This is a genomic window from Serratia marcescens (assembly GCF_029846115.1).
GTDB lineage: Bacteria > Pseudomonadota > Gammaproteobacteria > Enterobacterales > Enterobacteriaceae > Serratia > Serratia marcescens_L.
Window position 1 is genome coordinate 3,767,065 of record NZ_JARVZZ010000001.1, and the last position, 23,870, is coordinate 3,790,934.

At 52.0% G+C, this 23,870-nt stretch carries 27 protein-coding genes; 3 read left to right on the forward strand and 24 right to left on the reverse strand.

Translation table 11 applies throughout. The annotated features are described in order from the left end of the window. Nucleotides 1-24: 24 nt before the first annotated feature. The gene (fadR, locus tag QDT79_RS17800; protein ID WP_025303107.1) at nt 25-744 is read right to left on the reverse strand and encodes a fatty acid metabolism transcriptional regulator FadR; all 720 of its coding nucleotides are present in this window, start codon (nt 742-744) and stop codon (nt 25-27) included. Between the two features lie 243 nt (nt 745-987). Between fadR and nhaB the strand changes: the two genes are divergently transcribed. From nhaB to QDT79_RS17815, 3 genes are all read left to right on the forward strand, one after another. After that, entirely contained in the window at nt 988-2,553 is a 1,566-nt protein-coding gene (nhaB, locus tag QDT79_RS17805) for a sodium/proton antiporter NhaB (RefSeq protein WP_308316831.1), read from the forward strand. 120 nt (nt 2,554-2,673) lie between these two features. Then, a complete protein-coding gene (gene dsbB / locus QDT79_RS17810) occupies nt 2,674-3,204 on the forward strand; it encodes a disulfide bond formation protein DsbB (protein WP_033643335.1) in 531 nt (176 codons plus the stop codon). A 904-nt stretch (nt 3,205-4,108) separates the two neighbouring features. Next, complete coding sequence (locus QDT79_RS17815; protein ID WP_060421804.1) at nt 4,109-4,348, forward strand: hypothetical protein; 240 nt, start codon at nt 4,109-4,111, stop codon at nt 4,346-4,348. A 22-nt stretch (nt 4,349-4,370) separates the two neighbouring features. Here the strand turns inward: QDT79_RS17815 and QDT79_RS17820 are convergent, their stop codons facing one another. From QDT79_RS17820 to QDT79_RS17930, 23 genes are all read right to left on the reverse strand, one after another. Beyond that, entirely contained in the window at nt 4,371-5,267 is an 897-nt protein-coding gene (locus tag QDT79_RS17820) for a hypothetical protein (RefSeq protein WP_308316832.1), read from the reverse strand. A gap of 1 nt (nt 5,268) precedes the next feature. Further along, nucleotides 5,269-7,569: a hypothetical protein gene (locus tag QDT79_RS17825; protein ID WP_308316833.1), complete on the reverse strand. Its 2,301-nt coding sequence runs from the start codon at nt 7,567-7,569 to the stop codon at nt 5,269-5,271. Continuing rightward, complete coding sequence (locus tag QDT79_RS17830) at nt 7,570-10,068, reverse strand: host specificity factor TipJ family phage tail protein (protein ID WP_308316834.1); 2,499 nt, start codon at nt 10,066-10,068, stop codon at nt 7,570-7,572. It abuts the gene before it with no gap. Further along, complete coding sequence (locus QDT79_RS17835; protein ID WP_308316835.1) at nt 10,016-10,447, reverse strand: NlpC/P60 family protein; 432 nt, start codon at nt 10,445-10,447, stop codon at nt 10,016-10,018. The genes QDT79_RS17830 and QDT79_RS17835 overlap by 53 nt, the downstream gene beginning before the upstream one ends. Continuing rightward, nucleotides 10,440-10,910: a DUF1833 family protein gene (locus QDT79_RS17840; RefSeq protein ID WP_308316837.1), complete on the reverse strand. Its 471-nt coding sequence runs from the start codon at nt 10,908-10,910 to the stop codon at nt 10,440-10,442. Before QDT79_RS17840 ends, QDT79_RS17835 begins: the two co-directional genes overlap by 8 nt. Then, nucleotides 10,911-11,378: a hypothetical protein gene (locus QDT79_RS17845; RefSeq protein ID WP_308316838.1), complete on the reverse strand. Its 468-nt coding sequence runs from the start codon at nt 11,376-11,378 to the stop codon at nt 10,911-10,913. Nucleotides 11,379-11,415: 37 nt separating this feature from the next. After that, nucleotides 11,416-14,103 carry a tape measure protein gene (locus tag QDT79_RS17850; protein ID WP_308316839.1) on the reverse strand — a complete coding sequence of 896 codons (2,688 nt, stop codon included), beginning with the start codon at nt 14,101-14,103 and terminating at the stop codon, nt 11,416-11,418. A 64-nt stretch (nt 14,104-14,167) separates the two neighbouring features. After that, nucleotides 14,168-14,500: a hypothetical protein gene (locus QDT79_RS17855; RefSeq protein WP_274851914.1), complete on the reverse strand. Its 333-nt coding sequence runs from the start codon at nt 14,498-14,500 to the stop codon at nt 14,168-14,170. A gap of 8 nt (nt 14,501-14,508) precedes the next feature. Further along, on the reverse strand, nt 14,509-15,087 hold the full coding sequence (locus QDT79_RS17860; RefSeq protein WP_308316840.1) for a hypothetical protein: 579 nt from the start codon (nt 15,085-15,087) through the stop codon (nt 14,509-14,511). 94 nt (nt 15,088-15,181) lie between these two features. Further along, nucleotides 15,182-15,385: a DUF551 domain-containing protein gene (locus QDT79_RS17865; protein WP_162091378.1), complete on the reverse strand. Its 204-nt coding sequence runs from the start codon at nt 15,383-15,385 to the stop codon at nt 15,182-15,184. Nucleotides 15,386-15,471: 86 nt separating this feature from the next. Then, nucleotides 15,472-16,308, reverse strand: coding sequence for a hypothetical protein (locus QDT79_RS17870; RefSeq protein ID WP_308316841.1), 837 nt, complete (start codon nt 16,306-16,308; stop codon nt 15,472-15,474). Nucleotides 16,309-16,311: 3 nt separating this feature from the next. Further along, nucleotides 16,312-16,515 (reverse strand): hypothetical protein, encoded by a 204-nt coding sequence (locus tag QDT79_RS17875; protein WP_308316842.1) that lies wholly within the window; start codon nt 16,513-16,515, stop codon nt 16,312-16,314. A 202-nt stretch (nt 16,516-16,717) separates the two neighbouring features. Continuing rightward, nucleotides 16,718-17,398, reverse strand: a complete 681-nt coding sequence (locus tag QDT79_RS17880; RefSeq protein WP_308316843.1) for a DUF6246 family protein — start codon at nt 17,396-17,398, stop codon at nt 16,718-16,720. A gap of 38 nt (nt 17,399-17,436) precedes the next feature. After that, entirely contained in the window at nt 17,437-17,964 is a 528-nt protein-coding gene (locus tag QDT79_RS17885) for a KilA-N domain-containing protein (protein ID WP_308316844.1), read from the reverse strand. Between the two features lie 207 nt (nt 17,965-18,171). Next, complete coding sequence (locus QDT79_RS17890) at nt 18,172-18,921, reverse strand: Ig-like domain-containing protein (protein WP_041033806.1); 750 nt, start codon at nt 18,919-18,921, stop codon at nt 18,172-18,174. A gap of 60 nt (nt 18,922-18,981) precedes the next feature. Then, nucleotides 18,982-19,365, reverse strand: a complete 384-nt coding sequence (locus QDT79_RS17895) for a phage tail termination protein (RefSeq protein WP_308316845.1) — start codon at nt 19,363-19,365, stop codon at nt 18,982-18,984. Beyond that, nucleotides 19,362-19,760, reverse strand: coding sequence for an HK97 gp10 family phage protein (locus QDT79_RS17900; protein ID WP_308316846.1), 399 nt, complete (start codon nt 19,758-19,760; stop codon nt 19,362-19,364). Before QDT79_RS17900 ends, QDT79_RS17895 begins: the two co-directional genes overlap by 4 nt. Before the next feature lie 2 nt (nt 19,761-19,762). Beyond that, complete coding sequence (locus QDT79_RS17905; protein WP_308316847.1) at nt 19,763-20,110, reverse strand: hypothetical protein; 348 nt, start codon at nt 20,108-20,110, stop codon at nt 19,763-19,765. 171 nt (nt 20,111-20,281) lie between these two features. Next, complete coding sequence (locus QDT79_RS17910; RefSeq protein WP_197803591.1) at nt 20,282-20,680, reverse strand: DUF7370 family protein; 399 nt, start codon at nt 20,678-20,680, stop codon at nt 20,282-20,284. A 66-nt stretch (nt 20,681-20,746) separates the two neighbouring features. Beyond that, the gene (locus QDT79_RS17915) at nt 20,747-21,040 is read right to left on the reverse strand and encodes a hypothetical protein (protein ID WP_089191650.1); all 294 of its coding nucleotides are present in this window, start codon (nt 21,038-21,040) and stop codon (nt 20,747-20,749) included. 9 nt (nt 21,041-21,049) lie between these two features. Further along, nucleotides 21,050-22,126, reverse strand: a complete 1,077-nt coding sequence (locus tag QDT79_RS17920) for a major capsid protein (protein ID WP_308316848.1) — start codon at nt 22,124-22,126, stop codon at nt 21,050-21,052. Nucleotides 22,127-22,143: 17 nt separating this feature from the next. Further along, on the reverse strand, nt 22,144-22,590 hold the full coding sequence (locus tag QDT79_RS17925) for a gp53 minor capsid family protein (RefSeq protein WP_308316849.1): 447 nt from the start codon (nt 22,588-22,590) through the stop codon (nt 22,144-22,146). A gap of 12 nt (nt 22,591-22,602) precedes the next feature. Continuing rightward, entirely contained in the window at nt 22,603-23,868 is a 1,266-nt protein-coding gene (locus tag QDT79_RS17930) for a hypothetical protein (RefSeq protein ID WP_308316850.1), read from the reverse strand. Between the last annotated feature and the right edge of the window lie 2 nt (nt 23,869-23,870).

Consider the following 23,870-nt stretch of genomic DNA (forward strand, 5'->3'; position numbering starts at 1 on the left):
CCCTTTCTTATTCATTACACGCGATCAGCGGCGCGCTTCGGTCAGATCGCTTGGCATAGTGCCCTGCATGCTCTGCCAAATCGCCCCGCTGTCTTTACCGTAGTTGCGCACGGTATCCATCACCTGGTCGTACAGCTTCTCATGGCACAGCGTGGACAGCTTACTGTAGAAGGTCAGCGCCAGCTTGCGCGCTTCCGGGTTAGAGAAGTAGTAACGGCCCACGCGGGTGTACAGCCCTTTCAGACCGTTGAAAATCAGGCCGTAGATCGGGTTGCCGGAAGCGAACGCCAGGCCGCGGAAGATCTCATAATCGAGCAGGTTGAAAGCATCCGCCTGATCTTCTACCTCGGCGGCCTTCGCCAGCACTTCCTGGGCCTGTTCCGGATGATTGCGCACCGCGGCGCGAATAAAGATCGACGCGATATTGGTGCGCACGGACAACAGGTTATCGATCAACTGCGGGACGCTTTTGTGATCGAGACGGGCTACGGTCTCAAGAATATTGAGGCCGGACGTTTCCCAGAAATTGTTCACTTTGGTCGGTTTGCCATGTTGAATGGTCAACCAGCCATCGCGGGCCAGACGTTGCAACACTTCACGTAACGTGGTGCGCGTGACGCCAATCAACTCCGAAAGCTCACGCTCCGCGGGCAAAATAGAGCCAGGGGGGAAGCGATTATTCCAAATACTCTCAATAATGTACTCTTCCGCGAAACCGGCAGGACTCTGCGCCTTTATGACCATGTGTTTGACGTTCCGTTGCGACGATAAAATCAGTAAAAGTAATCAGCTCATCATACCAGATCGTGCTGACATGACATAGCGTGAGCGAAAAACAATAAACGAAAGTGTGCATAACGTGGCAAAAAACGAGCAAAAATACCGGTCGGAGGAATTTTCCTACCGTAAAACAAGCTCAGGTTGCGCACGCCCCCGCCGCATTGTTAGGGTACGTGCTACGACTGATTTAAGGATGCATAAAGGACAATGGAAACAACCCTGCGCAGCGCCCTGCTCAAAAATTTTCTGGGGCAATCTCCCGACTGGTACAAACTGACCATTCTCATTTTTCTGGCGATCAACCCCCTGGTGTTCTTTTTCGCCAGCCCGTTTATCGCGGGTTGGCTGCTGGTGGTCGAGTTCATCTTTACCCTGGCGATGGCTTTGAAATGCTACCCGCTGCTGCCGGGCGGCCTGCTGGCGCTGGAAGCCGTGGCCATCGGCATGACCAGCCCGGCGCAAGTTTCGCAGGAAATCGAACATAATCTGGAAGTGTTACTGCTGCTGATCTTTATGGTGGCCGGCATCTACTTTATGAAGCAGCTGCTGCTGTTCGTGTTCACCAAGCTGCTGCTCAATATCCGTTCGAAAACGCTGCTGTCGCTGGCGTTCTGCCTGGCCGCCGCCTTCCTTTCCGCCTTCCTCGATGCGCTGACGGTCGTGGCGGTAGTGATCAGCGTGGCCACCGGCTTTTATTCCATCTATCACAACGTGACCTCAAATCGCCCCGATGGCGACATCGGCGATGACAGCAATTTCGCCGGTGAAGAGCGTAAACAGACACTGGAGCAATTCCGTGCCTTTCTGCGCAGCCTGCTGATGCACGCCGGCGTCGGCACCGCGCTCGGCGGGGTCATGACCATGGTGGGCGAGCCGCAAAACCTGATCATCGCCAAAAACGCAGGCTGGGGCTTTATCGATTTCTTCCTGCGTATGGCGCCGGTCACGCTGCCGGTGTTGGTGTGTGGCCTGCTGGTTTGTTGGCTGGTAGAACGTTTTCGCCTGTTTGGCTACGGCGCGCAATTGCCGGGAGCGGTGCGCGACGTGCTGAAAGAGTATGACCGCAAGGCCACCGCAGGCCGTAGCAAGCAAGAACGGCTCAAACTGGTGATGCAGGCGCTGATCGGCGTTTGGCTGGTGCTGGCGCTGGCCTTCCACCTGGCAGAAGTGGGGCTGATCGGCCTGTCGGTCATCGTCCTCGCCACCTCCCTGTGCGGCGTGAACGACGAGCACGCCATCGGCAAAGCGTTCCAGGAAGCTCTGCCGTTCACCGCCCTGCTGACGGTATTTTTCACCGTGGTCGCGGTGATCATCGAACAGCACCTGTTCAGCCCGGTGATCCAGTTTGTGCTGCGCGCCGACCCCGCTTCTCAGCTTTCGCTGTTCTACCTGTTCAACGGCCTGCTGTCGTCGGTTTCCGACAACGTGTTCGTCGGTACGGTTTACATCAACGAGGCGCGCACCGCGCTGGAAACCGGCGCTATCGGGCTGAAGCAGTTCGAGCTGCTGGCGGTCGCCATCAATACCGGCACTAACCTGCCTTCGGTCGCCACCCCTAACGGCCAGGCGGCGTTTCTGTTCCTGCTGACGTCGGCATTGGCGCCGCTGGTACGTCTGTCGTATGGACGCATGGTGTGGATGGCCCTGCCTTATACGGTGGTGCTGACGGTAGTTGGCCTGCTGTGCGTCCAGCTCACCCTGGAGCCGGCGACCGAGCTGTTGACGCAGTGGCATTGGCTGACGCTGCCGCCCATCGACGCCGTCGGCCACTGAGACGGCGCCGGCAGGGTGAACCGACTATTTTTACGCTGAATCCGGCCCAGGTGGCTGGCAGCGAGGGTGAATTGGTTTACACTGCCGGTTCAATTGCTTACTGCATGGAAGAATCTAGATATGTTGCAATTCTTTAACCGCTGTTCACAAGGACGCGGCGCCTGGCTGCTGATGGCCCTGACAGCGTTGGTGTTGGAACTGGTCGCGCTCTATTTCCAGCACGTTATGCTGCTACAGCCGTGCGTGATGTGCATTTATGAGCGTTGCGCGCTGTTCGGCATCCTCGGTGCCTCGCTGGTGGGCGCCATCGCGCCGAAAACCCCGCTGCGCTATGTGGCGATCTTGCTGTGGATCTACAGCGCCTGGGAAGGCGTACAGCTGGCGTGGAAGCACACCATGATCCAGTTGCATCCTTCGCCGTTCAATACCTGTGACTTCTTCGTCAGCTTCCCTTCGTGGCTGCCGCTGGACAAATGGCTGCCTGCAGTGTTCCACGCTTCCGGCGACTGCTCCGTGCGCCAATGGCAATTCCTGACGCTGGAAATGCCACAGTGGCTGGTCGGCATCTTCGGTGCCTATCTGCTGGTGGCGCTGATTGTGCTGATCGCACAATTTGTTCGCCCACGACGCCGCGATCTGTTCGGCCGCTGATCGGCAGACAAACAAGGAACGGCGCCTTCCGGCGCCGTTTTTTTTAGGTATTGCTGTCACATTCCGAGATAAAGCCTTCTCAGGTATGTGTAAGGAAGTAAACGAGCACGATCAGCGCTCCAGCCACGGCAAACAGACGGATCATTTTCATTGTTATACTCTCGAACTTGCGGGAGAGCGGCCAAATTACCCAACTTGTCGTTTAAAAAGAAGCATCCCGGCTCGGTTAAGCGCGTAATTTACATAACATTAAACTTCTGCGGTGCCGGCGGGTAAAAACAGGCTGCGCCGGCACTGCCCTCCCAACCTTCAGGCATCAATAAATTACCGTTACTCATGAACGACGGCACCTTTGTCACATTCAGAGCACAATATTTTGGTGAAGTTTACCCATAAAATCCTTATAGTATCGGCAAAGTAAGTACTACCGATTTCCCTGGTGTTGTTGTGTGTCTTGCCCCTCATCTTTGCAGGGGCTTTTTTCTCCTAGCCCCCATCACGCCCCCCTTACCATCCTTAAATAAATTGTTGGAATTTCCCTCTATCCGGCACCAAGTATCAACGCCATTCGTGCACTAATGATTAAAATCGTTAGCTCAATAACGCAGAGGGCGGCGTGTCTGAACACGCCGCCCTCTTGCATTAGAACCCGTCTTGCCCTGCAGGCGCCCGCCTTTATCTGGCCCAGTCCGGCTTGTTGAGGATAGGCAGCCGTAAAAGCGGAAATTGATTGGAAGTAGCAAGGAATCACGGTTATTGACAAAGCATTACCGCAAGTCGAGCCACTACTTAGCAGGTAGTTGTATCGTTTTGCGGTAATTTTTTGCCCCATACATGCCCCATAAATTCAACACTCCCCTTCCATAGGCTACCATTACTGCACACCAACCAGTGGAGCAGTCAAATGGGCAGCATCACCCTAGCCGGCCGGCAGATCTTCATTCTCAACGAAAACGACAGATACCCAGAGCCACAGCAAAACAGCCCACCGATGTTCGCGATACGCGAAGACGAGGAAGGCCAGCACTGGCTTTATGTGTGGCACAAGAGCCGCTGGCCGCTCGTATCAGAAACGCCATTCGAAACAGAGGGCAAAGCCGTTGATGCAGCACTCGCATTCGACTTTGCCACGCTTTACAAATAGTCGGGTTCCCTCCCGGCACGTGTTACGCGATGCGAGACAAAATCAGCGCATCAGCGGATTGAGCAGAGCTCAGAATTGTGAAATCTCGGAACGAGCCATCACAGTTTTGCATCACAGAACCTGTGAATGCCGGGTTTCCGATGACCACTGGCGTAGCAGAACGCATCGCATAAAGCGCGCCGGTTGTCGCCGTTGCCGGTGTCCCAATGCGGCCGTTGTCGAACGGCGTCACAACACCCGCGCTGACATCGAAAAATGCAGCAGACGGCTGATAATCGATGTACGGAGTTTTAACGGCACTGACCGCGCCGCCGGCGCTGCTGGGACTCGTATACGCGCTATCGCGTGTTCCATAGCGATACGCCTCATCCTGAGTCGGTGTTTTTTGGATACGGCAATAGGCCATCGGCAAATTACCAATCACTGCCCCCAACGTCAGACCAACCGCGTCAGTCGGATCAGTGTCTTTACCCACACAACTGACAACGTATGAATTGCCAACCTGAACCGTGATATTACTGGCAGACTGGAGATAGCCTGCCGCCGACGAATTCACCTGCACGCGAACAGAGCCAGTTGCCGAATTCCATTGCGGCAGCCAGCTACCAGATTGAGATACGCTGATAAAATCCGGGCCGGAGAGGTTATAAATTTTCTGTACAGAAACACCATCACCGGCCAGCTTTAGGCCAAATCTAGGCGTTAATGAAACGGCGACATTTTCATACATGCCGTTATCAACCAGCAATTTGAAACGCGCAAGGCATCCCGCTTCGTCGGGGATAATACCGCCATCGGCAAGAACACGGGCTTTATGAGTATTAAAAAGCGTCGTCGCATTCAGAATAAGCCCACTCAGATCAATCGGTGACCAGCGGCTAGTGTTGAATGCTACGCCGGTATTAATGCCTGTTGCCATGTTAAAACTCCCCAGTTAATGGAATGCGATCGAGGGTTGCCCAGTTATAGAGCGGAACCGGATTACTGTTTTTCGTTATATAACGTGATACCCAAGGCGACGAGTCGTGTACACATACCAGCGGGTAGGTGTTTCCGTTATTCGCCTGTGTCGTGTTTGTGAACCCGATTAGCACGTGGTCTGTGGTCGCTGGCGCCTGGTCGAGCGTTAGACGGACAGTATCACCGCCGACAACCGCTACCGACACTACCGAAGCGCTCCCGGCTTCCAGGGAGTACCCTTTCCCAGCGCAGTCGCCAAGGAAATCGGTGTCGATGACCAGGGGCGGGAACGGAACGTAATACTTAACGTCAATCAAGTTGCCGTTGACAGCGATACTCTGCACCCGTGTTCCCTTCCATGTTCCCTTTTTAGCAGGGTCATAAAGATGCCAATAAACTACTTTTTCAATAGCTTCGCCCTGCAACACTTTGCCATATTGGTTCAAGTGAGAAAGGGAACCATCATTGTATAGCCAGTTGAGCCAGTATTTCGTGCCACACATAATAGAGTTGCTATGCTGACGCACATATGTGAGTTGATCTGTTGCGGTAACAGAATACGGCTGCACCACGATCGGATCGCCAATGGGGTTACCCTCGTCATCAACATCGTTGGCTTTTGTATTGATGCGGCTGCCAACCTGGTCAATCACGATAATTGGGCCGGTTGTGGCGCCAGTGATGCCGTTGAAGTCCGTGAGGCAGTCATTAAAATACGGGCCAAGCAATGACAGATAGCTACCCGGCGTTGGGCAATTTCCGTTGTCGTTATCGGTCTCACCGTGCTCAAACAAGATGAAGTCGTTGCGGAGAGGCTTACCGATTGACAGTGACAGCTCAGTAATGCGTGACAACATTGCCAGGCTCTTCGTGTAGGCGAACGTTCCCTTAGAAATACCTGATAGCGGCTGGCCGCCAGCATTACATGGCGCATTAATAATCGTCGGCAGATTCATGCCTGCATCACGCATTTCATACATCAGGCCGTTTGCGAGCGGGATGTTGTGTCCTTGCCGGTCAATGTTGTAGCCCATGTCCGTGATACGGTCTAAATCGGCCTGGTTAACTGGCGCGCTGTTCCCGTCAGCGCGGCCTGACGGAGACAAACAGCGACCGCGTAGCAATGGGTCAGCGCCGACAACGCGAATATTTTGGCCTGGCTTGTCAAATGCTGCACCGAGGCTTTGCCCTAAACAGATGTAGCAAAGAATAAATGCAGCAGTTACTGGAATTTCACGAATGCTTGGGATGAACAGCAAACCTGAACCATTGGTGCCGTCTTCCTTTTCATACGTGAATAGTGCTGCGCTTTCTGATATTGGCCTGGCACTAGTAGCATAGTAATCATCCCATACCTTTGTACCTTTCCAGTACAAAGCCGGTTTACCATTTACCATCTCAATAGTTGCACTTGTTTTGCCTATCGCATCCTGCAAGGGGCCATCAACCCCAGGAATAAACCATTCCCCCTTCTTGTTGATTCTCCCAAAACCTGCCTTGCCAGTCTCATCTGTAAATACATGTGCGGTATCACGATACTTAACGGCGTGGCCGCGTGGGATTAACTGGCTGACGTGCGCCTGTAGTGACTCGCTTAATCCTGCAAAGTACACACCGTTATCAGCATCAAAGCATTGCAGCGCTTTTTTACCAGTGATGTCTGTAATTACATGGGTTAATCCCTTGTAATACGCACCAACAGCCCTAGGAATTAACTGATTGACATAGTCTTGAATTGCGGCCTGTAGCCCGGCAAGCCATAACCCGCGATCTTTGTCTATCGCTAATGCACCATCAGTACCGTTACCTAAATAAAATGGGAATTTTTCACTACCTTTTAGCGTGTAATACATTCGTAAAATATTGAATTCATCAACACCTGACATTGCACTCTCGGCAACATCATTAACCTCTTTAACAAATTCGGTGCTTGGATAACTTTTCCCTGTTTTTGTTGGCACTCCTCCAACATTCTGCCAAACATCAGCGATACTATTTACATTGTCAGACCATACAAAATAAAATGCATCAAGTGGAATCTCACCAGATGCAATAGCTGCATTTGCTTCAGACTCAGTCCAAGGATGGCCGAGCGGAGCAATATTTGCTAATGCCCCTGCCCATGTATATCTTTCAATTCCAAACCTATCAACATAAGTGTTAGCATTTGAATTTACTATCTGGTCTACTTTTCCGGCGTTGAATTTAAAATCTTGTACCGATTCACTAGGGATTGGATTTGTAGTTGGTGTGGTAGCCATTTATTCAGTTACCTCGTAATTATACATTTCATCGTTGTATTCAGACATGGTTAACGAAGTTGTCCCGTCGCCATTCGGTTTCTTTTCTGTTATCGTCCATTTCGTTGCATCCATCTCCACCTGAGAGGCGATGACGTAACGAGACGGCGATTGGACGTTGTAGCCGTCAAATATGTTGAGGTTTATTGCTGGCACTGCAGCGGTAAAACCGAATGTAGTATCGCTGCGTGGGAATGCCTGAACGCGCGCCGTTGGAGTGCCACTTGCATCAGTGATAACGACAAACATATCCCCAGCCCATTCGATACGTTCGCTTGTGTCAAAGTTGTTACCGTTGCGCGCTACGATATAACCATCCTGCTGGTTAGCGTCGTAGATATCGGCTACCTGCACCATCTGCCCGACGTTCACCCATTCACCATCGGCCAGCGCGCGAATAGCCATGGTTTGACGTGAATAAAGCAGCCGGCGAACTTCTTTCAATGCCCGATCCCGTGCCTGGAAAGAATTGCGGATAAACAGCATGTCGAATTTCTTCGCCTTTACTGGCTCCCCCTCTTCAATCGTGTTGCCGACGATCCGGTAGCGGATGAATGCCTGTTTATTCGTGACCGGGTTGCGATATTTGACCTCTACCCCATCAAAACCACCGGGTAGCGTCATGTCGTAGGAAAGGCTGTAATCCTCTGCTTTCATATTGGCGCGGTTGAATACCGTCGTTGCGCTTGGTTTCCGTTCATCGCGAGTGAATGACAGCACCCCACCATCCCAAAACGCGGTGACAGTAGCTGCATCACAGATCGTCTGCACCCTGGAACCCAGCGAGATATCCTCATCATCGAAGGTGTAATCGAAGTAGCCCAGGCGCGGATCAGGAAGCGATGCCGCGATAGAATAAAGCTCGTATATGTCGATGCTTGACTCCGACTGTCCGCCCATCTTTAGCCAGGTGTGCAATACAGCGTCTGCAAACGAACGTGAAGGCCTTTCTGTGTAATCGACTGTCTGCGTAGCCAGGTTGTAGCTGATTACGTGACGAGTGATTAGAGCGTTATATTTGCGCTCCCGCGCGCTGGTTGCCCTCTCCGTTGCTGTGACAGTGACGGTTACAAGCGTGTCATTTGGGTAAGCTACGTTGGTGCGTGTCCTGACGATGTGAACGGCTTCAACCTTGAGAATTGAATGGTCATTGCTGTTATTCGATCGGATGAAAGAAATAGCATAACGACCATTGCCCGCTGCAGGGGTGAATTTAAACGTCTGATATTTTGTATCGGCGTTCTCATCATCATTGTTTAGCCCGACGTTGTAGCTCTCTAACGTGCCTGGGATCTGGTTGTTATCATCATCGACCTTGTAGAAGGTGACATTGGTGCGGGCATAATCGCCATGCCCTAACTGCGCCTGCAAGTGAACCCAAAGTTGAGTCCCTTCAACGGGGGAAAACGACGGGCCGATTACCAACGGTTCATTGTCGTTAAGCGTGAATATCGACGTGTTGATCACCGCGTCATCGGGTATCTGGCTGATGTCGTTGCCGCTCAGATTTACAAACGTGAACTCGTAAAAATACTGCGGATTCACTGGGGCGCCATCGTCGGTTGTCGTAGCGTTGAAGAGATCGGCGAATACCGTTATATCCCGTGTTACCGGCCCTGATACTGTGTTGTATGTGACATTGACAACGAACGACACCGAGTGGGGCTTAGGCAGGTCATAGAAGTAATCAAAGTCGCTGTTTTGCTTAATTTTGACGAGTGCCTGACCTGCTATGAACTCACCCGAAACCATATCGGTGGTTGTCGTCGCCGTTTCTGCAGGAAAATCACCGCTCTCGTTCGGCCCAGGAAGCTCCTGCCCGTCGATGTCGTCGAAAGCAAACCCCTCATTGATCAGCGGGATGTTCTCGCCTGGCTGGTAGATACGGTAAGAGGCGCCGGCCAGCGCGCCGAGGTTAGACTCCGAGTACCGAACAGACGTGACGTCATATCGGCCAAGCCCGAAATTCATCCACTCGGTTACTTTCTTGATGTTGTTTTCGTACTCGAACATCGACTCCTGAATCAGATCAGGGAACGCACGCACCTGGCCGTAGTTGTCAGGCTTTGCCTCGCCATTGCGAGCGATGTTGGTTTGTCCTTTCAGACTGTTGTTTGGTGACGTTTTAGCATTACTTCCTGCTGCGACGCTGGCACTTGGTTGCCCGATGAGAGAGGAAAGAATTTTTTGAGTAAATTTTATCGGGTTAAAGTGCTCTAAAGGGTTGAGGATTGTTCCAAGCGTGCCGCTTTTCGGCTGATCGAACACGTTGATCACGTCGCCATCGCTGAGAGGAAAATTTAACTCATCATCTGGCTGCAGCTTCACGCCGTTACGCAAAATTTCAACATCACAGTGAAGGTTGGCCGATTTTAGCCAGGGATAGAACATGCTGCCGACGGGAAGATTATGACGTTCTTTCGGCAACCCCGGCACACGCTGAACTTCGATCAACGGCATAGTCGTAAAACTCCAATTTTGTGAAAACTCGCTCCATCGTCCGCAGCTTGTCAAAACGCACATACCCGGCTTCGCCTCGGCTATGGAATGCCTGCCCATCTATGACCAACCCGACGTGGACTGGCTGAGCGCCGTAATACGCGATAAAAATGCTACTGGCGGACGCTTTCTCGACCTGACTCCAGAACACAACATCACCGGTAAAACACGTCAGGAAGTCGCTGCCGGTTTCGTAATCCGGCGTCTGGTGTATCTCTATGCCGAGCACATGCCGGTAATACAAAACAACCAATCCCCAGCAATCAGCCGCATCAAATGAGCACGCCCGATCCCGCCATGGCCTGCCCTCCATGGCGCAGATAAAGTCAGGTTTATGCATTGGCAAGTCCTGGGAAGTCGGTGGTGTTGTAGAGGAATGCGATGTTGTTGTTTAGTGGATTCTGTAGCGTTAGGGAGCAAGTAACATCGCTCTCATCCATTGATGCGTCCTTCACATAGAGCGTCCACGACTTCAGAGGCGTATTCATGTCCGCCGCATCGAAACGCTGATATGTGGCAGAGATCGGCGTTATGCGTGAGTGCGCGCGCCACTGCTTCAGTTGCTGTTTAAAGTCCTGAGCCAGGCGCCCAAACTTAGCCGTAGAGTTGATCACCGGAGTGCTGCTCTGCTGGCTCTCTGCGACCTCCATTCGACACGGTGAAAAAACCTGGCCGGCGAACGTCTTTGGGTATATCTGGTTAGCCACCAGCCGGATAGCGCCAAACGCCGAATGACTAAACGTCATCGTGTCGTAGATGATCCGGTTGGGCCGCTGTGACTGAAATTCTCGTAAGGTAGGCATTCAATACTCCGGCATGTCGCGGTTAACCACTTCATCAATGATCCCCCACTGATACGGCGGCAGCTCAACAATGACGTCTGAGAACTCATCATCCGGGTTGAAGACCTTCCGGGTGATTACGCTCGCTGTCCACGTCGTAGTGTTGCCGTTGATGCTCGTTTGAACCGGTGGCGCCGCGAAATGCAGTTCCTGCAGTTGCAGGCCAGAGCCCCCCAGGTTGCACAGCATCGTGAACCACTGATTGCCGTTATCAAGGTAACGAGGGCTGCGATACCACTGTTCGAATGCCCGATCCTCTTGCAGCGTGAAAATCCACGTCAGCGACCAGGTAGTTTTGAGGTCATCTGTCAGGCGCTGAAAGATAGGCGCGCCCACTGCCGGCTGATCGGTGCGAAATCCGGCATCAATCGTGCGGCTCTTGTTGGCCTTCTGGGGAAGTGATAGCCAGTCGGGATAAGGTATTGCCACGGTTTTCTCCCGGTAATAAAAAACCCGCCGTAGCGGGTTATTGGGTTGCCCTACGAGGGGCCTGATGATTTCGACTTATGGCTTGGCTCATCGGGCCGCCGTTGTCCATGTCAGCGATAAATATCTCCATCGATACACCGCCATTGCCATCACTGCTTACCTGGTGATCTACATATGAACCGTTGGTGTTGTTGATACTGACATTCACGTTGATACCACCACCGCCTTGCATGTCCTTGTTGCTGATCACCTTACCGTTGTCACCGGGGATCATGTACTGCTTACCGGTGCTGGCTTGGTAAATTTCAGGTAGACCGCCCTCGCCAACTTGGTACATGCTGCCCGACCTTACAGGGCCGCCATTCTTACGCTTCCCTGCCAGGCTGCTAGACAACGCCATAGCCGCAACAACTGCGCCGATACCAATCGCTGCGGCACCACCGAATGAACCGATAGAGGCAACGATAGCCGCCGGCGTCCAGGCTGTTGTGGTTGCAGCAGCAGCAGTTGTGCTCGCTGCTGTCGTCGTCGCCGTTCCCGCAACTTGCGCGGCCGTGGTGGCGGCAATAGCTGATGTTTGCGCTGTTGAGCCCATAACTGCCGATTTAACCCAATCAACCCCCATCTGCACGAAGGCATTCACCAGACTATTAAGGACGGTTGAACCAAGCGAGCGCGCTGCCTCTTCCGCACTCATGCTGCCGGTGATAATGCCAGTGAAGGCATTGGACGCGTTGCCGGCGAATGCATCAAATGACGCAGCTAGCGCCTCATTGCCTGCGTTTTGATTGCGGAATATCTCCCACTGTGCCGCGATCCGCTGTTGTTCGTACTGAGTATTCGCCGCCCTCATCAACTCAAGGCCGCGCTGGGTAATCACACCCTTCTCAGTTTCGAACTGTTGGATAAGCGCCAACTTCTGCGCATTCTCGTTGGCAAGCTGCTGCACTGGGTCAACCATGCCGGCGGCTTGCTGTTTAGGGCTTACCACCGCCTCCGACCGGATTTTTGCCAAGTTAACCTGATGCTGCTGCTCCAGTTGCTCAGCCGTAGTGTTGTACTGCTCCTGGCTGATTTTCTTAGCCGCCAACGCCGTGTTTAAATCCTTCACATCCTGCGCGTAGCTGGAGTTTTCTTTGGCTTCTGGGAGTAGCTTCTCTGCGGCCGCCTGCGCCTTGATAGCGTTGGCCGTGTCCCACCTTTTGGCAGCGTAAGCACCAGCCTCAGCGATCTGAGCCTGTGTAGCTCCTTTCCCCAGTGATTGCTGTGCGGTCAGGATCGCCTGCTCTCGGCTAAGCTCACTTGTTGAGTCCGCAGCAAGCTCTGACTGCTGCTTCAGGTTTGCCAGCTTCTGAGCAACGCTTTCCGCCTGGTTGGCTGATTTTTTACCCTCCGCATTGCTTTCTTTCTGGGCTTTGGTATTCCGCTCTATCTCGGCATACTGATCTTGGAGTTTCTTCACTCGCGGATCATTCTTAGATATACCAGCATCTTCAGCGTCATACACTGCCTGTAGCCTGGCTCTTGCTTCCCCTTCTAGTTTCGATAGTTCTATGCGACGCTGAGAACGCTTCACCAATGCATCTTGCTTAGGGTTTGCAGTGCCTGAGTTATTGAAATTAATCGTTCCATTAGCTGCGTTTTCTGAAGCTTTTGCCACCGAATTCATATCGCCGATCAGCGTGGCTGCTTTGTTGCTGAGAGCTGCTAAAGCCTGATTTTGTTCTGACCAGCCATCAAGTCCAAGCCATGACCACGTTCTTGCTCTACGTGCATACATTTCGCCAGTTGACGTGAGATCTGCAATCTTCTGTGATGCCGTCTCAGTTTTGCCACTTAGCCTATCTATTGCTGCGCTAATAGAGTCAATAACCTTCACCATGGTTGCGCTAGCGCCCATAGCTTCGTTCATTTTCCCAATTAGATTTTGAAGGGAAATCGTAAGGGAGTTGCTCGCCTGATCCATCGTCCTTGGGAGCTTCGAGAATTCATCGTTAACTGCCGATGACTGCTTCATGATTGCATTAAGTGCATCCTGAGCACTCAACTTCCCCTCGAGCATTGCTTGTCGCAACTGCCCCATTGATAGTCCCATCCCTGCGCCAATCTGCCTAGCAAGTTCAGGCATTTGTTCAAGGATGGAGTTAAATTCTTCGGCTCTTACTGTGCCGGAGGAAATAGACTGGCCGAATTGTCTTAATGCATTTGCCATCTCTTCTGTCGAAGAGCCGCCAACTCGCCCTATTTTCTGAAGCGTATCGGTTAATGCAAGTATTTGGGTGTTGGTTGCTCCAGTCCCTTTTAGCGCGGAGGTCATTGCCTCCCACAGCTTGGCCGTATCCCTGAGGCTAGCGCCAGTAGTCGATGCTATGGCCGTCAACGTTTCAAACGTAGACATTGCTGTTGCGGCATCAGTTGATAGCCTGAGGATCCGAGACTGAAGTTGCGTAATGTTATCGGCGACTGTCAAAAAAGCCTTGCCGTAATCGATAATCAAAGCAACTGATATTGCGCTTGCAACACCGCTCAACACTGATTTAAACCCAGACATAGACCTACCAGCACTATCGGCAGAGGATGTCAGTCCATCAACGGCTTTAGATGAACGATTGGCTTGTTTTTCCATCTCCCCTAACACGACAGCTGCTTGACGGCTACCTGTGACCATCTTTGCAGTTTCAATATCAACTTGGTAAACCAAGCTCCCACCGTCCTGCTCCGCCATTTACTGATCTCCGGGCATAAAAAAACCCCGGTTGAACGGGGTTTATTTTCTAATGGTTAATATTTTACTTGCAGGCTTCATTACCTACATAATCAGCGATTGATTGGGGAACAATATCGCTCATATTCGGGTCAGCGCGGGATAACTTCATTTGCTCTAGGGTCTCGCCATCACCCAGGTACTTTACTGTGCGATTAACGCAGTCGTAAGCACGCTCAGAGTATGACACCCCGGAACTACCCTCTCGTTTAGTAATAATGGTTTTCAGGCCATCACGCTCACCCTTACCTAACACTGTATACACAGCCTTGGAATCTGTAGGTATTGAAATTCTATACTCAGCAGAAAAAACTAACGGAGAAGCAAGTAACATAATTAAAAATAAAGACTTTTTCATACTGTCCTCTATTTGACATCTACCAGCACGGATTTTCCTTTGTACGTTGCAAAAACATCACCATTAGGCTCGAGAACGTCAAGGCTGGAATAGTATATTTTGTCGCTTTTCACCACCGACATTTTTACCTCACCAGTACTTAGATCAATGACCTCTAACCGCCTAGAGTACGGGTCAGTTTTATCTTTACCCATGGCAAACGAAAGTGCGATGTATTGGCCGAACTCAGATATGGCAGCACTTATCAGGTGACAAGATGTCTCGACCCTAAATAGTTCTTTATGTGAACTGTTCATGACGATAAGTCCTTTCATGCGATTGTCTGGAACGCCATGAATACTGAAGATGAAAGTGCCATTTAGAGAAACACAGTGCGCCTTACCATAACTGCCATTTCCTAGCTTTACAGAGAATTGAACTTCATTCCCCTTAAGCAAGGCGATTGTATCGTCCCACCGGGATTCTTCTCGCTTAAAGCTACATACATGCCAGTTCCCTCTTTGGCTAGGCACGCAAGTTAAGCACAGGTGATCTAGCCAAAATAGCGTCTTACCATCAGATAAGTCAGCAACCCTTTCTGCCTTCACATCCCTTTCCCATAGACAAGTAACAAGTCGTTACATGGTAGCAGAGGTGTCGGCGGTGGCAACGAAAAAAACCCGCAGCTAAGCGGGCTTATCTTTACTCAGCAGGAGCATCAGGTAGAGGCATCCAGTGGGTTACTTTTAGGCTTGAATACTGTTTATTGCCCGTCACAGTAACTCTACTGAACTCTCTGAGTCCATCGTAGGTGGCAAAGCCAATTCCCTTGTCAGTAGCAACAAGAACCAGATCAAACTGGCCGGTGGTTTGAGGAAGCCTTTCGTCTACGGATATCCATTTCATAGCAATCACCATTGTTAAGGATGATTGAGCACTATAGCACCCGCAGAAAGCAAAAACCCACCTCTTGGGTGGGTTCTATGCTGACGTTAGCTTCTATCCCTAATGATTCGCTGCCTAGATCTACGCTGCCTCTTCTCATCCCTTTCTTCCTGCATCTTAAATTGGTTATAAGTCTGGAAGTCAAAGAATGAAAGGTTCTCGATTTCTGACACAGGACAAACTACCCTGAAGTCGTTAAGAGTCAAATGGCTGTTAATTCTAGGCGGCCCCTCAACATCAGTTATATTCCCCAAAAGCCCTATGCTCTCATAATGGGTATCGTAGTTAGTGGTTACGATAATCTTCAAGGTATCCTTATCCCTGTATCCACTGAGAAGAGGGATGAAGGCCATGTGCTCGATTTTCCCATGCTCTAGTGGTGGACGAATTACCCATCCAACATAAAACTTTTTGGACTTAAGCGTAAAGATGACAGGAGCCAAAGTGGCAGATGCCTCGATCGCCAATGTTTCTAAAGGGTGGTTTCTCGCGGCCTTAGCAAGCGCTTTAAACTTATGGTCTCCGCATGCGTGCCATATCTTGTTTATCAATCCACACAAGGTAGCAAGTATGACCGTTCCGACGATCCACATCGCAATCTTCAAGCTTTTGCCCGTAGCGACAGCATCGGCAGAAAGAGGGATTAACAATTTTGCATTATCTTTGTTTAACCCTGCGACCTGGGCCATAAAGTCGATCAGTCCAACAAAACCCATGATCGAGCAAATAACCCAACTTAAGATGCAAAAGCCAGTACCCCACGTTGCTACATAAAAGTAAGCGCCCCAACCGTCGGAGCGCTTAAACTTATATCTTGAGGATACTGACGTTACTGCGAAGATGTAGCCACTAACAAGAATGGCTGATAACAACAGTGTTCCCATCGATTACCTGACTTTTACAGGTTCTACTTGCGCTAGGTGTTGAAGTTGACGCTTCATCTCCTTGCGAACTTTTTCGTTATCCAGGTTGATGCTGATAACTCCATCGCGATCGATGGTCAGCCTATCCCGGTTATCGATAAGAATGCTTGCAAGTCTGTCGACAGACTCGTTTTTGTGCGACCGTCCTTTGAACGAGAAACCAAACATAGCTCCTCCTTATCCGCTTCGTTGGGGTGCAAAAAGAGCTTAGCGAATCCATCCTTCACCAAGCCCTAAGTAGAAAACTTCAACAGATTTTTTTGTTGTGCTTGAAGATTAAGTTATGTTGATCCTACGGTCAAGCGTGACTCCAACAAACTTTGTGTTGTGACATGTCACACATCTACCCTAGTTTTGCGCAGATTTTCGGTTATCTCATCGCTGATTTTACCATCATCGCTTGCCAGCGCTTCTCGTCTTCGTCCATAACCTGATCGTACTCTTCTCGCGTGAAGCCTTTCTGTTCCGGGTACTTGTCCGCCAGCAGCAACTGAAACTCGGTCATAGAAAGGCGCTCTGCTTCGGCGCGAGGCATGTTGAAGTGGTTTCGCGCTGCGCTGATGTACTCGAAGGCGTTGAACTCGTTCACGTAGCTGTTCGACTCGTGTCGCTGCAGTTTGCGTATCTTTGCCTTACCGATGATGCCGTGGGTTATCAGCGATTGGCCGATTACGATGATATCGCTCGCCGGCATCTTGCCGCGGCGAAACACGAAAGCTCTCTTACCTCGCTTACTTGGCCGCAACTCTCCCACCAGCTCGCTAAGGTCATCATCACAGCATGCCTGCATGACGATCATCCCGGCGAATATTGCAGAGCTACTGAATGACGGTGCATTGATGTATGCCAGCAACCACCCAGGAACTCCACCGTATGCCTCAGTAGCAGCTTCAAGTAACCGTGGCGCCTCACTTGTATGGAGTTCAGCAAAACGCTCTACAATCTCCGCTGGCGAGCCTATGCGGGTCATGTTTGCGAACGAAGGTCGCAGGAAGTAATCGCGATCGGCATCGGTGATGACCATCTCGCCTAATTCAGTTATTGGTGTCATTTAAACCTCAAAACGATGGCATCCCTGCCAATCTTCAGTCAAAAGCCAGGAAGGTACATCTGCACTTCATCAGCAACACGCTCTCGGGCAGTGTGAAGAAGGCGCTTTCGACCGCCGACACCCCACTTCGCCATTTTGCTGGCGCACTGGCTGATCGCTTTGGTTTCGGTATTGATAATATGGTCGATTTTATTCAGGCGGTTCATGGCGCTAATACCATGGCGAACAATTGCTCTGAAAATCTCATACACTTCGATTTCAAACTCTGGCTTAATCCACGCCGCATAACGAATGGCCAGTAATTCAACACCCCACACACCAGGCTCATCACCACCTTTAACAACCTTAAGTGGTTGAATTTGTTCCAAAGCACTTTTTAGTGCTTTGGCATGAAGGGCTTTTACAAAGCGTTTTATCTGAGCGCTTCTGAGAAATACGCTCGGCCGTTGTGATTCAGTAGCCTCCCCGCTGGCAACAGCTGCTGCGTGAAGATCATTGAGGCTATAGCGCCCTTCCTCATCGACTCGTACCGATACACCATTTACAGATACCGTTGGAAAGTTCATTCGGATTACCTTTTAGTGATGAACCTTGTCGCACAGGAAACGGCCCCAAGAAGGCTCCGACAGCCAGCCGGTTCCTCAAGGGTCATCCTGAAAGGTTCTTGGTTTGATTACTGCGCGTGCGGTGCGCGATGAATTTCAGGTACAAAAAAGCCCCGCATGTGCAGGGCTAGTCTTTTTCAGATCAACGGTCGGTTTCCCGACCATTTGCTATGCGGTGACGGTGATCGCGCTGGTTGAAGTTTTAGCGCCATCGTTGGTGGTAAACGTGATTGTGGCCGCGCCGGCAGAAACGCCAGTAACGAGACCTGACTGATTGACGGTGGCCTTACCGGTTGCCGAGGATGACCAGGTGCCGGTTTTGTCGCTTGCATCAGCCGGCGCCACGGTGGCGGTAAGCTGTTGAGTAGCCCCTACAGCAATGCTTGCTGTTGCTGGCGCCACTGTCACACCGGTAACCGGTACATCCGCAGCGACTTCAAACACCACGGTATCGGCATCAGCAACTTTCCACTCGCCAGAGAAAGTGGAGATGTCGCTCGTACCAAAATCACCAGACCACGACGTGGTGTTGAAGTAGCCCATGATATAGGTGCCGGAATCTTCGCCGACGAAATCGAATCGCACCCAGATCGACGGCTGCCGGCCAGCCTGCACTTCATCGAAAATGTACTTGGAGATGTTGAGGGCGCCGATCTCGGTGGTTTTGTCTTTACGGCGGAATTCACCTTCACCGGAAATGGTGAAATCCATGTTGGTTACCAGGTTCTCCACCAGCCCTTTCGCGTCGTCCGCTTCAGACGTCACGGAGTTTGGCGAAAAGTCGAAGCCCTTGGTGGTCAGCGCACCGAGGCGCTTCCAGTCACTCAGTGCCGGCAGCGTGTCAGCACAGCCGAAAGCCATACGCAGCACCGCGACTTTACCGATCAGCTTGCCTGTATCATTTGCACAACCTTGCATGTGTTACCTCTTCAAATAAAAAAGGCCGCCCAGAGGCAGCCTGATGGATAGATATGTGCGTTATTCGCCGTAGGTGCAGCAGACTAAAAGTCGGTAGATTAATCGCCCCTCTGCTGATGGGATTGGCGTTGGAGAGCCTCCGAGCAGACGCATGGCGCCAACACAGCTATCAGCGCTCTGTTGGCTGCTGATGTAGCCGGCGATTTTGTTCGCCGCGGCATCTGCTTCTGCGTTCTTCCCTTTGGCCCCGACAACATCGACCATTACGAAGAAATCTCCGCCGCGGTCGTATTGAATATCTGAACCACCGCCAGGCCGGAACACGATGAAGGCGTCGGATAACTTACCCGTGTCGTTCCACATCAGCGTTTGGATGGTGAGTCCCGCGGTTAGGCCTGCACTCTCGAAAAGATTTCGTAGGCGGAGATACATTGGAGGCGTCACAGCATCATCTCCTTCCTGATTATCTCGTCCACCTGCCGGCGGGTTTTCTCTGCAGCCTTGGTGAGGAATTTAGGTTCACCAGCAGGATCCCAGTAATTGCCACGGTTGTTTGGCCGCGGGAGCCCCTTCATGATGCCACTGGCGTTATGTACATAAACCGCATAATTCGCTGAGTAACCGATACGGCCAGTAATCCGCGTACCGTTGATCATTGTCTCCTGATACTGCGAATTTATCAGGTTACCGATGTTAACCGGGGTTATCAGCGCTGCTTCATTAGCGATTATCATCACGGCCGATTTGATAGCCCTGATCGCCTTTCTCGTCCTGACATCCTCAACCACGGCATCAAGGCGCCGCTGGGCCCCTTTGATACCTTTTATCTTTACGCCCATCGCTATGCTCCCGTCAGAATGGCTATATCCTCTGCCAGGCGGTCAAACGTGTCGGCATAGCGGATCACCTGTACCACCTCATCGGCACCCGCGGCGATCGGGTCTACCATGGTAGACCCGCCGATAAGCAGATAGTCGCCTTTCTTGGCTTCGGTGAATTCAGTCCACACAGTGTTTTTAACGGTTATTTCCGAACCGATGTTATTCAGCTTCGCCGAGAGTCCGCCCTGGTAATCGCACATGAAAATTTCAGGCGGAGCCCAGCCAAGGGGATCGCCCGCTTCGCTATTGCCGAGATTGCGCCATATCGTGGCCTCAGCCGTGTATGACCAGTTGGCTAATGATGACATGTCACTCTCTCCAGCTAATCACCGCAGGCCGTTCTGCCGCGATTTTCGGGCAATTAAATTTCCACTCACCGCGGTCGTTAACGAATCCCGTGGTTTGCCTGGCCGTGTCAGTCTTCACCCAGACGCGTTCAAAAGGCTTTGGTAACCGTTCGGCGACAGGTATCCATGCCATCAACCACCACCGCACATGCAGCCGCCCTTGCCGATCCAGACACCGGCAAAAGCCTTGTTTGTTGGGTCAGGTGGAATCAGGCCTGTAGCGCACCCTTTTTTATCCAACCCGCGCAGCAGATTCAGCGCCCCTTTCCAGCGATCGCTAAATGACTGATACCGAAACGAACGCGATGCCCCGCTTGGCGCCGTTTGAGAGCTGATGTATTTATCGCCCTGGCCTAATCCCATGAGCCCGAGAAGATAGAGTTGGATGAGTAACGCTGTTGATGCTGGGTAATTCGCATCCAGACATTCCTGAATGCTGTTCACCTGCTCCACCAGCGCATCAAGGACGAAATCAGGCAAGGTGATACCCTGTGACTCCAGATATTCCTTGGCCTTTTCTTTAGTCACCATGGCTGATTCCTGTAAGAAGAAGCCCCGCCGAAACGGGGCATAAAAAAACCGCCTTGGCGGCGGCTGTTATTCAGCAGGGAACAGATTTTCGAGCTCGCCTTCCGGCAACAGTTCAGCGAGCTTTTCTTCGCCGAGGTTGCCTTTGAACTCAATCCCCAGATCAGTTAGCCGCGCCTTGATAGCATCCTTGCGCGACTTGGTTTCGTTGCCGGCATCCGGGGTGGCCGGAGTCAGTTCACCGCCGGCCGCGCCACGCATCAACCGAACGTTAGATTTCAGCGCTGGGTGAAGGTTTTCCAGTTCCAACACATCCCCGATCTCTACGCCATTCCAGGGGCGAATAACTTCGTATTTAGCCATGTTTCCCCCTTATGCCAGATTGGCGCCGTAGACAACGCCGGATAGCCCCTGATCGTCCGCAGTGATTTGCAGACCTTCAGCAGACATGATCTGGAAGTTGTAGTTAACGTTCGGTAGTGGGCGTGGCAAAGGAATAACGCCCTGAGCCATGCCAACAAGAGGGGAAATCACATCTTTGCGGCGAACGTATGCGATGAACTCGTTGCCTTTCAGCGCGAACGTCTGGCGAATTTCTTTCACCGGTGCAAATGGCATTACCGCTTGCAATACATTGCCGCTCACTACACCGTTGACCACGTATGGCTGCGCCAGGTTAGCCCAAATTTCCGGGGATACCCACATCACGTCGTACTGCGAAACTTTGTTAACGCGAGCCAACGTACCGAAATCCCCCTTACCGAAGAACTCGAACAACTGAGTCATCGTCGCGGCGGTCAGATCGATGTTAGCGCCGCCGGCACCGGCTCCCAGATTGAGCTTTTTGCTGTTGCGGTGGTTCTTCAGGCCTTGAGCCGGGTGGCCCTGAACCTGAATTTTTTCATCGCCGCCAAGGTAATAGGCCACCCGGCGCTTATTGACTTTACGCAACTTAGCAGACTGAGAATCCAGAACCAGATCAACACCCACGGAATTAAGACCGGCAGCGTGACGCCAGTTAACCCCATAACCTGCAGTGAATACAGGGATCGGGTCACCGTCGCTATCGTACTCAGTGTGATCGAATGAGAACGGCGCTTGGCCGTCAATGCTTACTGAGACATCATCAGCAATATCACCAACAACGTTATAGAGTTTTGCAGTTTTACCAACAGAAAGAATAGTCTGGACACCCATCAAATCATTGATGATTTCCATACCGTCTTCCTGGTCGCGCAGCTGCAGGATCTGGTTATCGATTTCAGCCCAGAATTCGCGAGCGAACCCACCTACCGCATTACATGCCAGCATTTCAGGCGTCATATGCGCACGGTTTGCGGCGAGCATTGCATTATGCTGGGCGTTCCAGATGTTTCGGTTCGCCCACAGCTCATTCCAGTGACCGCCGAGGCGGCTGTTTGCAGCCAATGTCTCTTTGGAGAAATACATGTGCTTTTATCCTTCTTTTAAGCGCCAGCGGCGACAGTGCCAACGCGCATACGCACGCGGATGAAATCGGTAGCGCCGGCGGCGATGGTAGCTTCGTCCTGGCTGTAACCGATCACTGAGTCAGTATCAGCAGTTGCCAGGGTGAATTGGCCGTTAGAGCCAAGCTTGATCGGGCTGTCTTTCTTGTAGGTACCAGGTACGCAGAGCAGCGCAAATTCACGGCCTTCTTCCACGTAGTTGCCTACAGCAGAGTCGCCAGCAGGAACCGCCTCGGTGATTTTCAGCCCTTGATGGTAGGCAACGTCGATAATGTAGATTCGGCCCTTTAGCGCGGTAGCCTGAGCGAATTCATCGCTGGCGTTGATGACGGCAGCAGTGCCTGGCAAAAGTGCCGCGGCAGTGGTGCGGGTTTCGGTCTTATACAGCGACTTTCCGTCGATGTTTACGCGACGATAACGTGGCATTGGATAGCCCCCTTATTTGAAGTATGCATCTGCGGCGGGTGCGCCGGATTCTTGCTGATGCTGGCCTGAGTTACCTGCCAGCGGCGCCGATTCGCCCAGCGTTTTAAACATCGCTTCCAGCGCTTCGCCTTGCAGCGCGTTTGCCACGATTTCGCCGTGAACTTTCGCCACCGCTTCACGCTTAGTTTTCTCTTCTGCGCGGGAGTTGGCGGTCAAGGTTTCGGCCAGTTGGTTATGGTTGGCCTGCAGCGCATCAACTTTATCGGTGATAGGCTTGAGCGCCTCGGCGAAGTTGGCGGCCAGGCCTTTGCCGATTTCGGTGATCAGCTCTTGTTTCTCTTCAGTGGTTAAAGGCATGTCGCCCTCCGTTTGGTGGTTGGTTGCAGGTTGCCCCTGCGGATTGAAAAGGGATTTAACTTTGTTGGCGACGACCGTCACCCAGGATTCCTGGCGCGCAACCGGCGTTCCGGTTTCATCAAAGGTGATTTTTCCGCCCTCCGATGTGTAGCCATAAACCTGGGCAGCGCCGCCGTTGCGGATAATCACCACCTGTGAGTCGGTGAAGTCTGCCACCCAGGCATATTCATTTTCACCGGGAGCAAATTTATCTTTTGCAGCGCGGTCTAGGCGTTGCTCACGATCCCGGTAGGATTCGCCAATCAGCGCGCCAGAGTTGGCCTTTAACGGCGTAGCAAGGTCAGCGTTAACCATCAGACCAACACCCTGCTCAGGTGTCGCTGCGCCCACTTCATGCAGCAAGATTGCGTCATGATCCATGACGTGAATCTTCGCCACCCACTTGGCACCTGTGGCCTTCTGTTGCTCATTTGGCTCAAGCTGGTCGAGAAACACCGCAACGCTGGTGTGAATAGGTGGAACATCTTCACCGCGCTCAATGGCTTCTACGCGGGAGATAAGCTCCCTGCCGCCCTCGCTCTGGTTGGCGATCTGGGTATCAACCCACTTCTCCAGGTAGATCCGGTTGCCCGATTTCTTCACATTGCGATTCCAGGCGCCGATATGGCCCTGGTTGATGCCCTCCGGCGAAAAGGCAGAGATGAATGCGCCATTTAGCTGAGGATGCCCCAGAGGCGCTAGCGTGCCTTCAAGCCCTTGATAGTGAGCATCGATTTCGCTGGCCGTATACAGCCCATCATTCATGACCACGTTTGCCGGTAGTGTGTAGCTCGGCAAAACAAGATGCTCGCGGCCGTTGTATGACTCCCGGCGAATTGCCTGGCTGTTGACCTTCGTTGTGACGTTAACTTGAACTTTCATGG

Excerpts from the sequence above, each read along its gene's own strand:
- QDT79_RS17885 (WP_308316844.1), bottom strand. The coding sequence starts at position 17,964 with ATGAACTTTCCAACGGTATCTGTAAATGGTGTATCGGTACGAGTCGAT.
- QDT79_RS17820 (WP_308316832.1), bottom strand. The coding sequence starts at position 5,267 with ATGGCAACAGGCATTAATACCGGCGTAGCATTCAACACTAGCCGCTGG.
- nhaB (WP_308316831.1), top strand. The coding sequence starts at position 988 with ATGGAAACAACCCTGCGCAGCGCCCTGCTCAAAAATTTTCTGGGGCAA.
- QDT79_RS17825 (WP_308316833.1), bottom strand. The coding sequence starts at position 7,569 with ATGGCTACCACACCAACTACAAATCCAATCCCTAGTGAATCGGTACAA.
- QDT79_RS17835 (WP_308316835.1), bottom strand. The coding sequence starts at position 10,447 with ATGCATAAACCTGACTTTATCTGCGCCATGGAGGGCAGGCCATGGCGG.
- QDT79_RS17905 (WP_308316847.1), bottom strand. The coding sequence starts at position 20,110 with ATGTCATCATTAGCCAACTGGTCATACACGGCTGAGGCCACGATATGG.
- QDT79_RS17870 (WP_308316841.1), bottom strand. The coding sequence starts at position 16,308 with ATGGGAACACTGTTGTTATCAGCCATTCTTGTTAGTGGCTACATCTTC.
- QDT79_RS17920 (WP_308316848.1), bottom strand. The coding sequence starts at position 22,126 with ATGTATTTCTCCAAAGAGACATTGGCTGCAAACAGCCGCCTCGGCGGT.
- QDT79_RS17865 (WP_162091378.1), bottom strand. The coding sequence starts at position 15,385 with ATGAAATGGATATCCGTAGACGAAAGGCTTCCTCAAACCACCGGCCAG.
- QDT79_RS17855 (WP_274851914.1), bottom strand. The coding sequence starts at position 14,500 with ATGAAAAAGTCTTTATTTTTAATTATGTTACTTGCTTCTCCGTTAGTT.
- QDT79_RS17890 (WP_041033806.1), bottom strand. The coding sequence starts at position 18,921 with ATGCAAGGTTGTGCAAATGATACAGGCAAGCTGATCGGTAAAGTCGCG.
- QDT79_RS17880 (WP_308316843.1), bottom strand. The coding sequence starts at position 17,398 with ATGACACCAATAACTGAATTAGGCGAGATGGTCATCACCGATGCCGAT.
- dsbB (WP_033643335.1), top strand. The coding sequence starts at position 2,674 with ATGTTGCAATTCTTTAACCGCTGTTCACAAGGACGCGGCGCCTGGCTG.
- QDT79_RS17915 (WP_089191650.1), bottom strand. The coding sequence starts at position 21,040 with ATGGCTAAATACGAAGTTATTCGCCCCTGGAATGGCGTAGAGATCGGG.
- QDT79_RS17815 (WP_060421804.1), top strand. The coding sequence starts at position 4,109 with ATGGGCAGCATCACCCTAGCCGGCCGGCAGATCTTCATTCTCAACGAA.
- QDT79_RS17850 (WP_308316839.1), bottom strand. The coding sequence starts at position 14,103 with ATGGCGGAGCAGGACGGTGGGAGCTTGGTTTACCAAGTTGATATTGAA.
- QDT79_RS17830 (WP_308316834.1), bottom strand. The coding sequence starts at position 10,068 with ATGCCGTTGATCGAAGTTCAGCGTGTGCCGGGGTTGCCGAAAGAACGT.
- QDT79_RS17840 (WP_308316837.1), bottom strand. The coding sequence starts at position 10,910 with ATGCCTACCTTACGAGAATTTCAGTCACAGCGGCCCAACCGGATCATC.
- QDT79_RS17930 (WP_308316850.1), bottom strand. The coding sequence starts at position 23,868 with ATGAAAGTTCAAGTTAACGTCACAACGAAGGTCAACAGCCAGGCAATT.
- QDT79_RS17910 (WP_197803591.1), bottom strand. The coding sequence starts at position 20,680 with ATGGTGACTAAAGAAAAGGCCAAGGAATATCTGGAGTCACAGGGTATC.
- QDT79_RS17875 (WP_308316842.1), bottom strand. The coding sequence starts at position 16,515 with ATGTTTGGTTTCTCGTTCAAAGGACGGTCGCACAAAAACGAGTCTGTC.
- QDT79_RS17925 (WP_308316849.1), bottom strand. The coding sequence starts at position 22,590 with ATGCCACGTTATCGTCGCGTAAACATCGACGGAAAGTCGCTGTATAAG.
- QDT79_RS17900 (WP_308316846.1), bottom strand. The coding sequence starts at position 19,760 with ATGGGCGTAAAGATAAAAGGTATCAAAGGGGCCCAGCGGCGCCTTGAT.
- fadR (WP_025303107.1), bottom strand. The coding sequence starts at position 744 with ATGGTCATAAAGGCGCAGAGTCCTGCCGGTTTCGCGGAAGAGTACATT.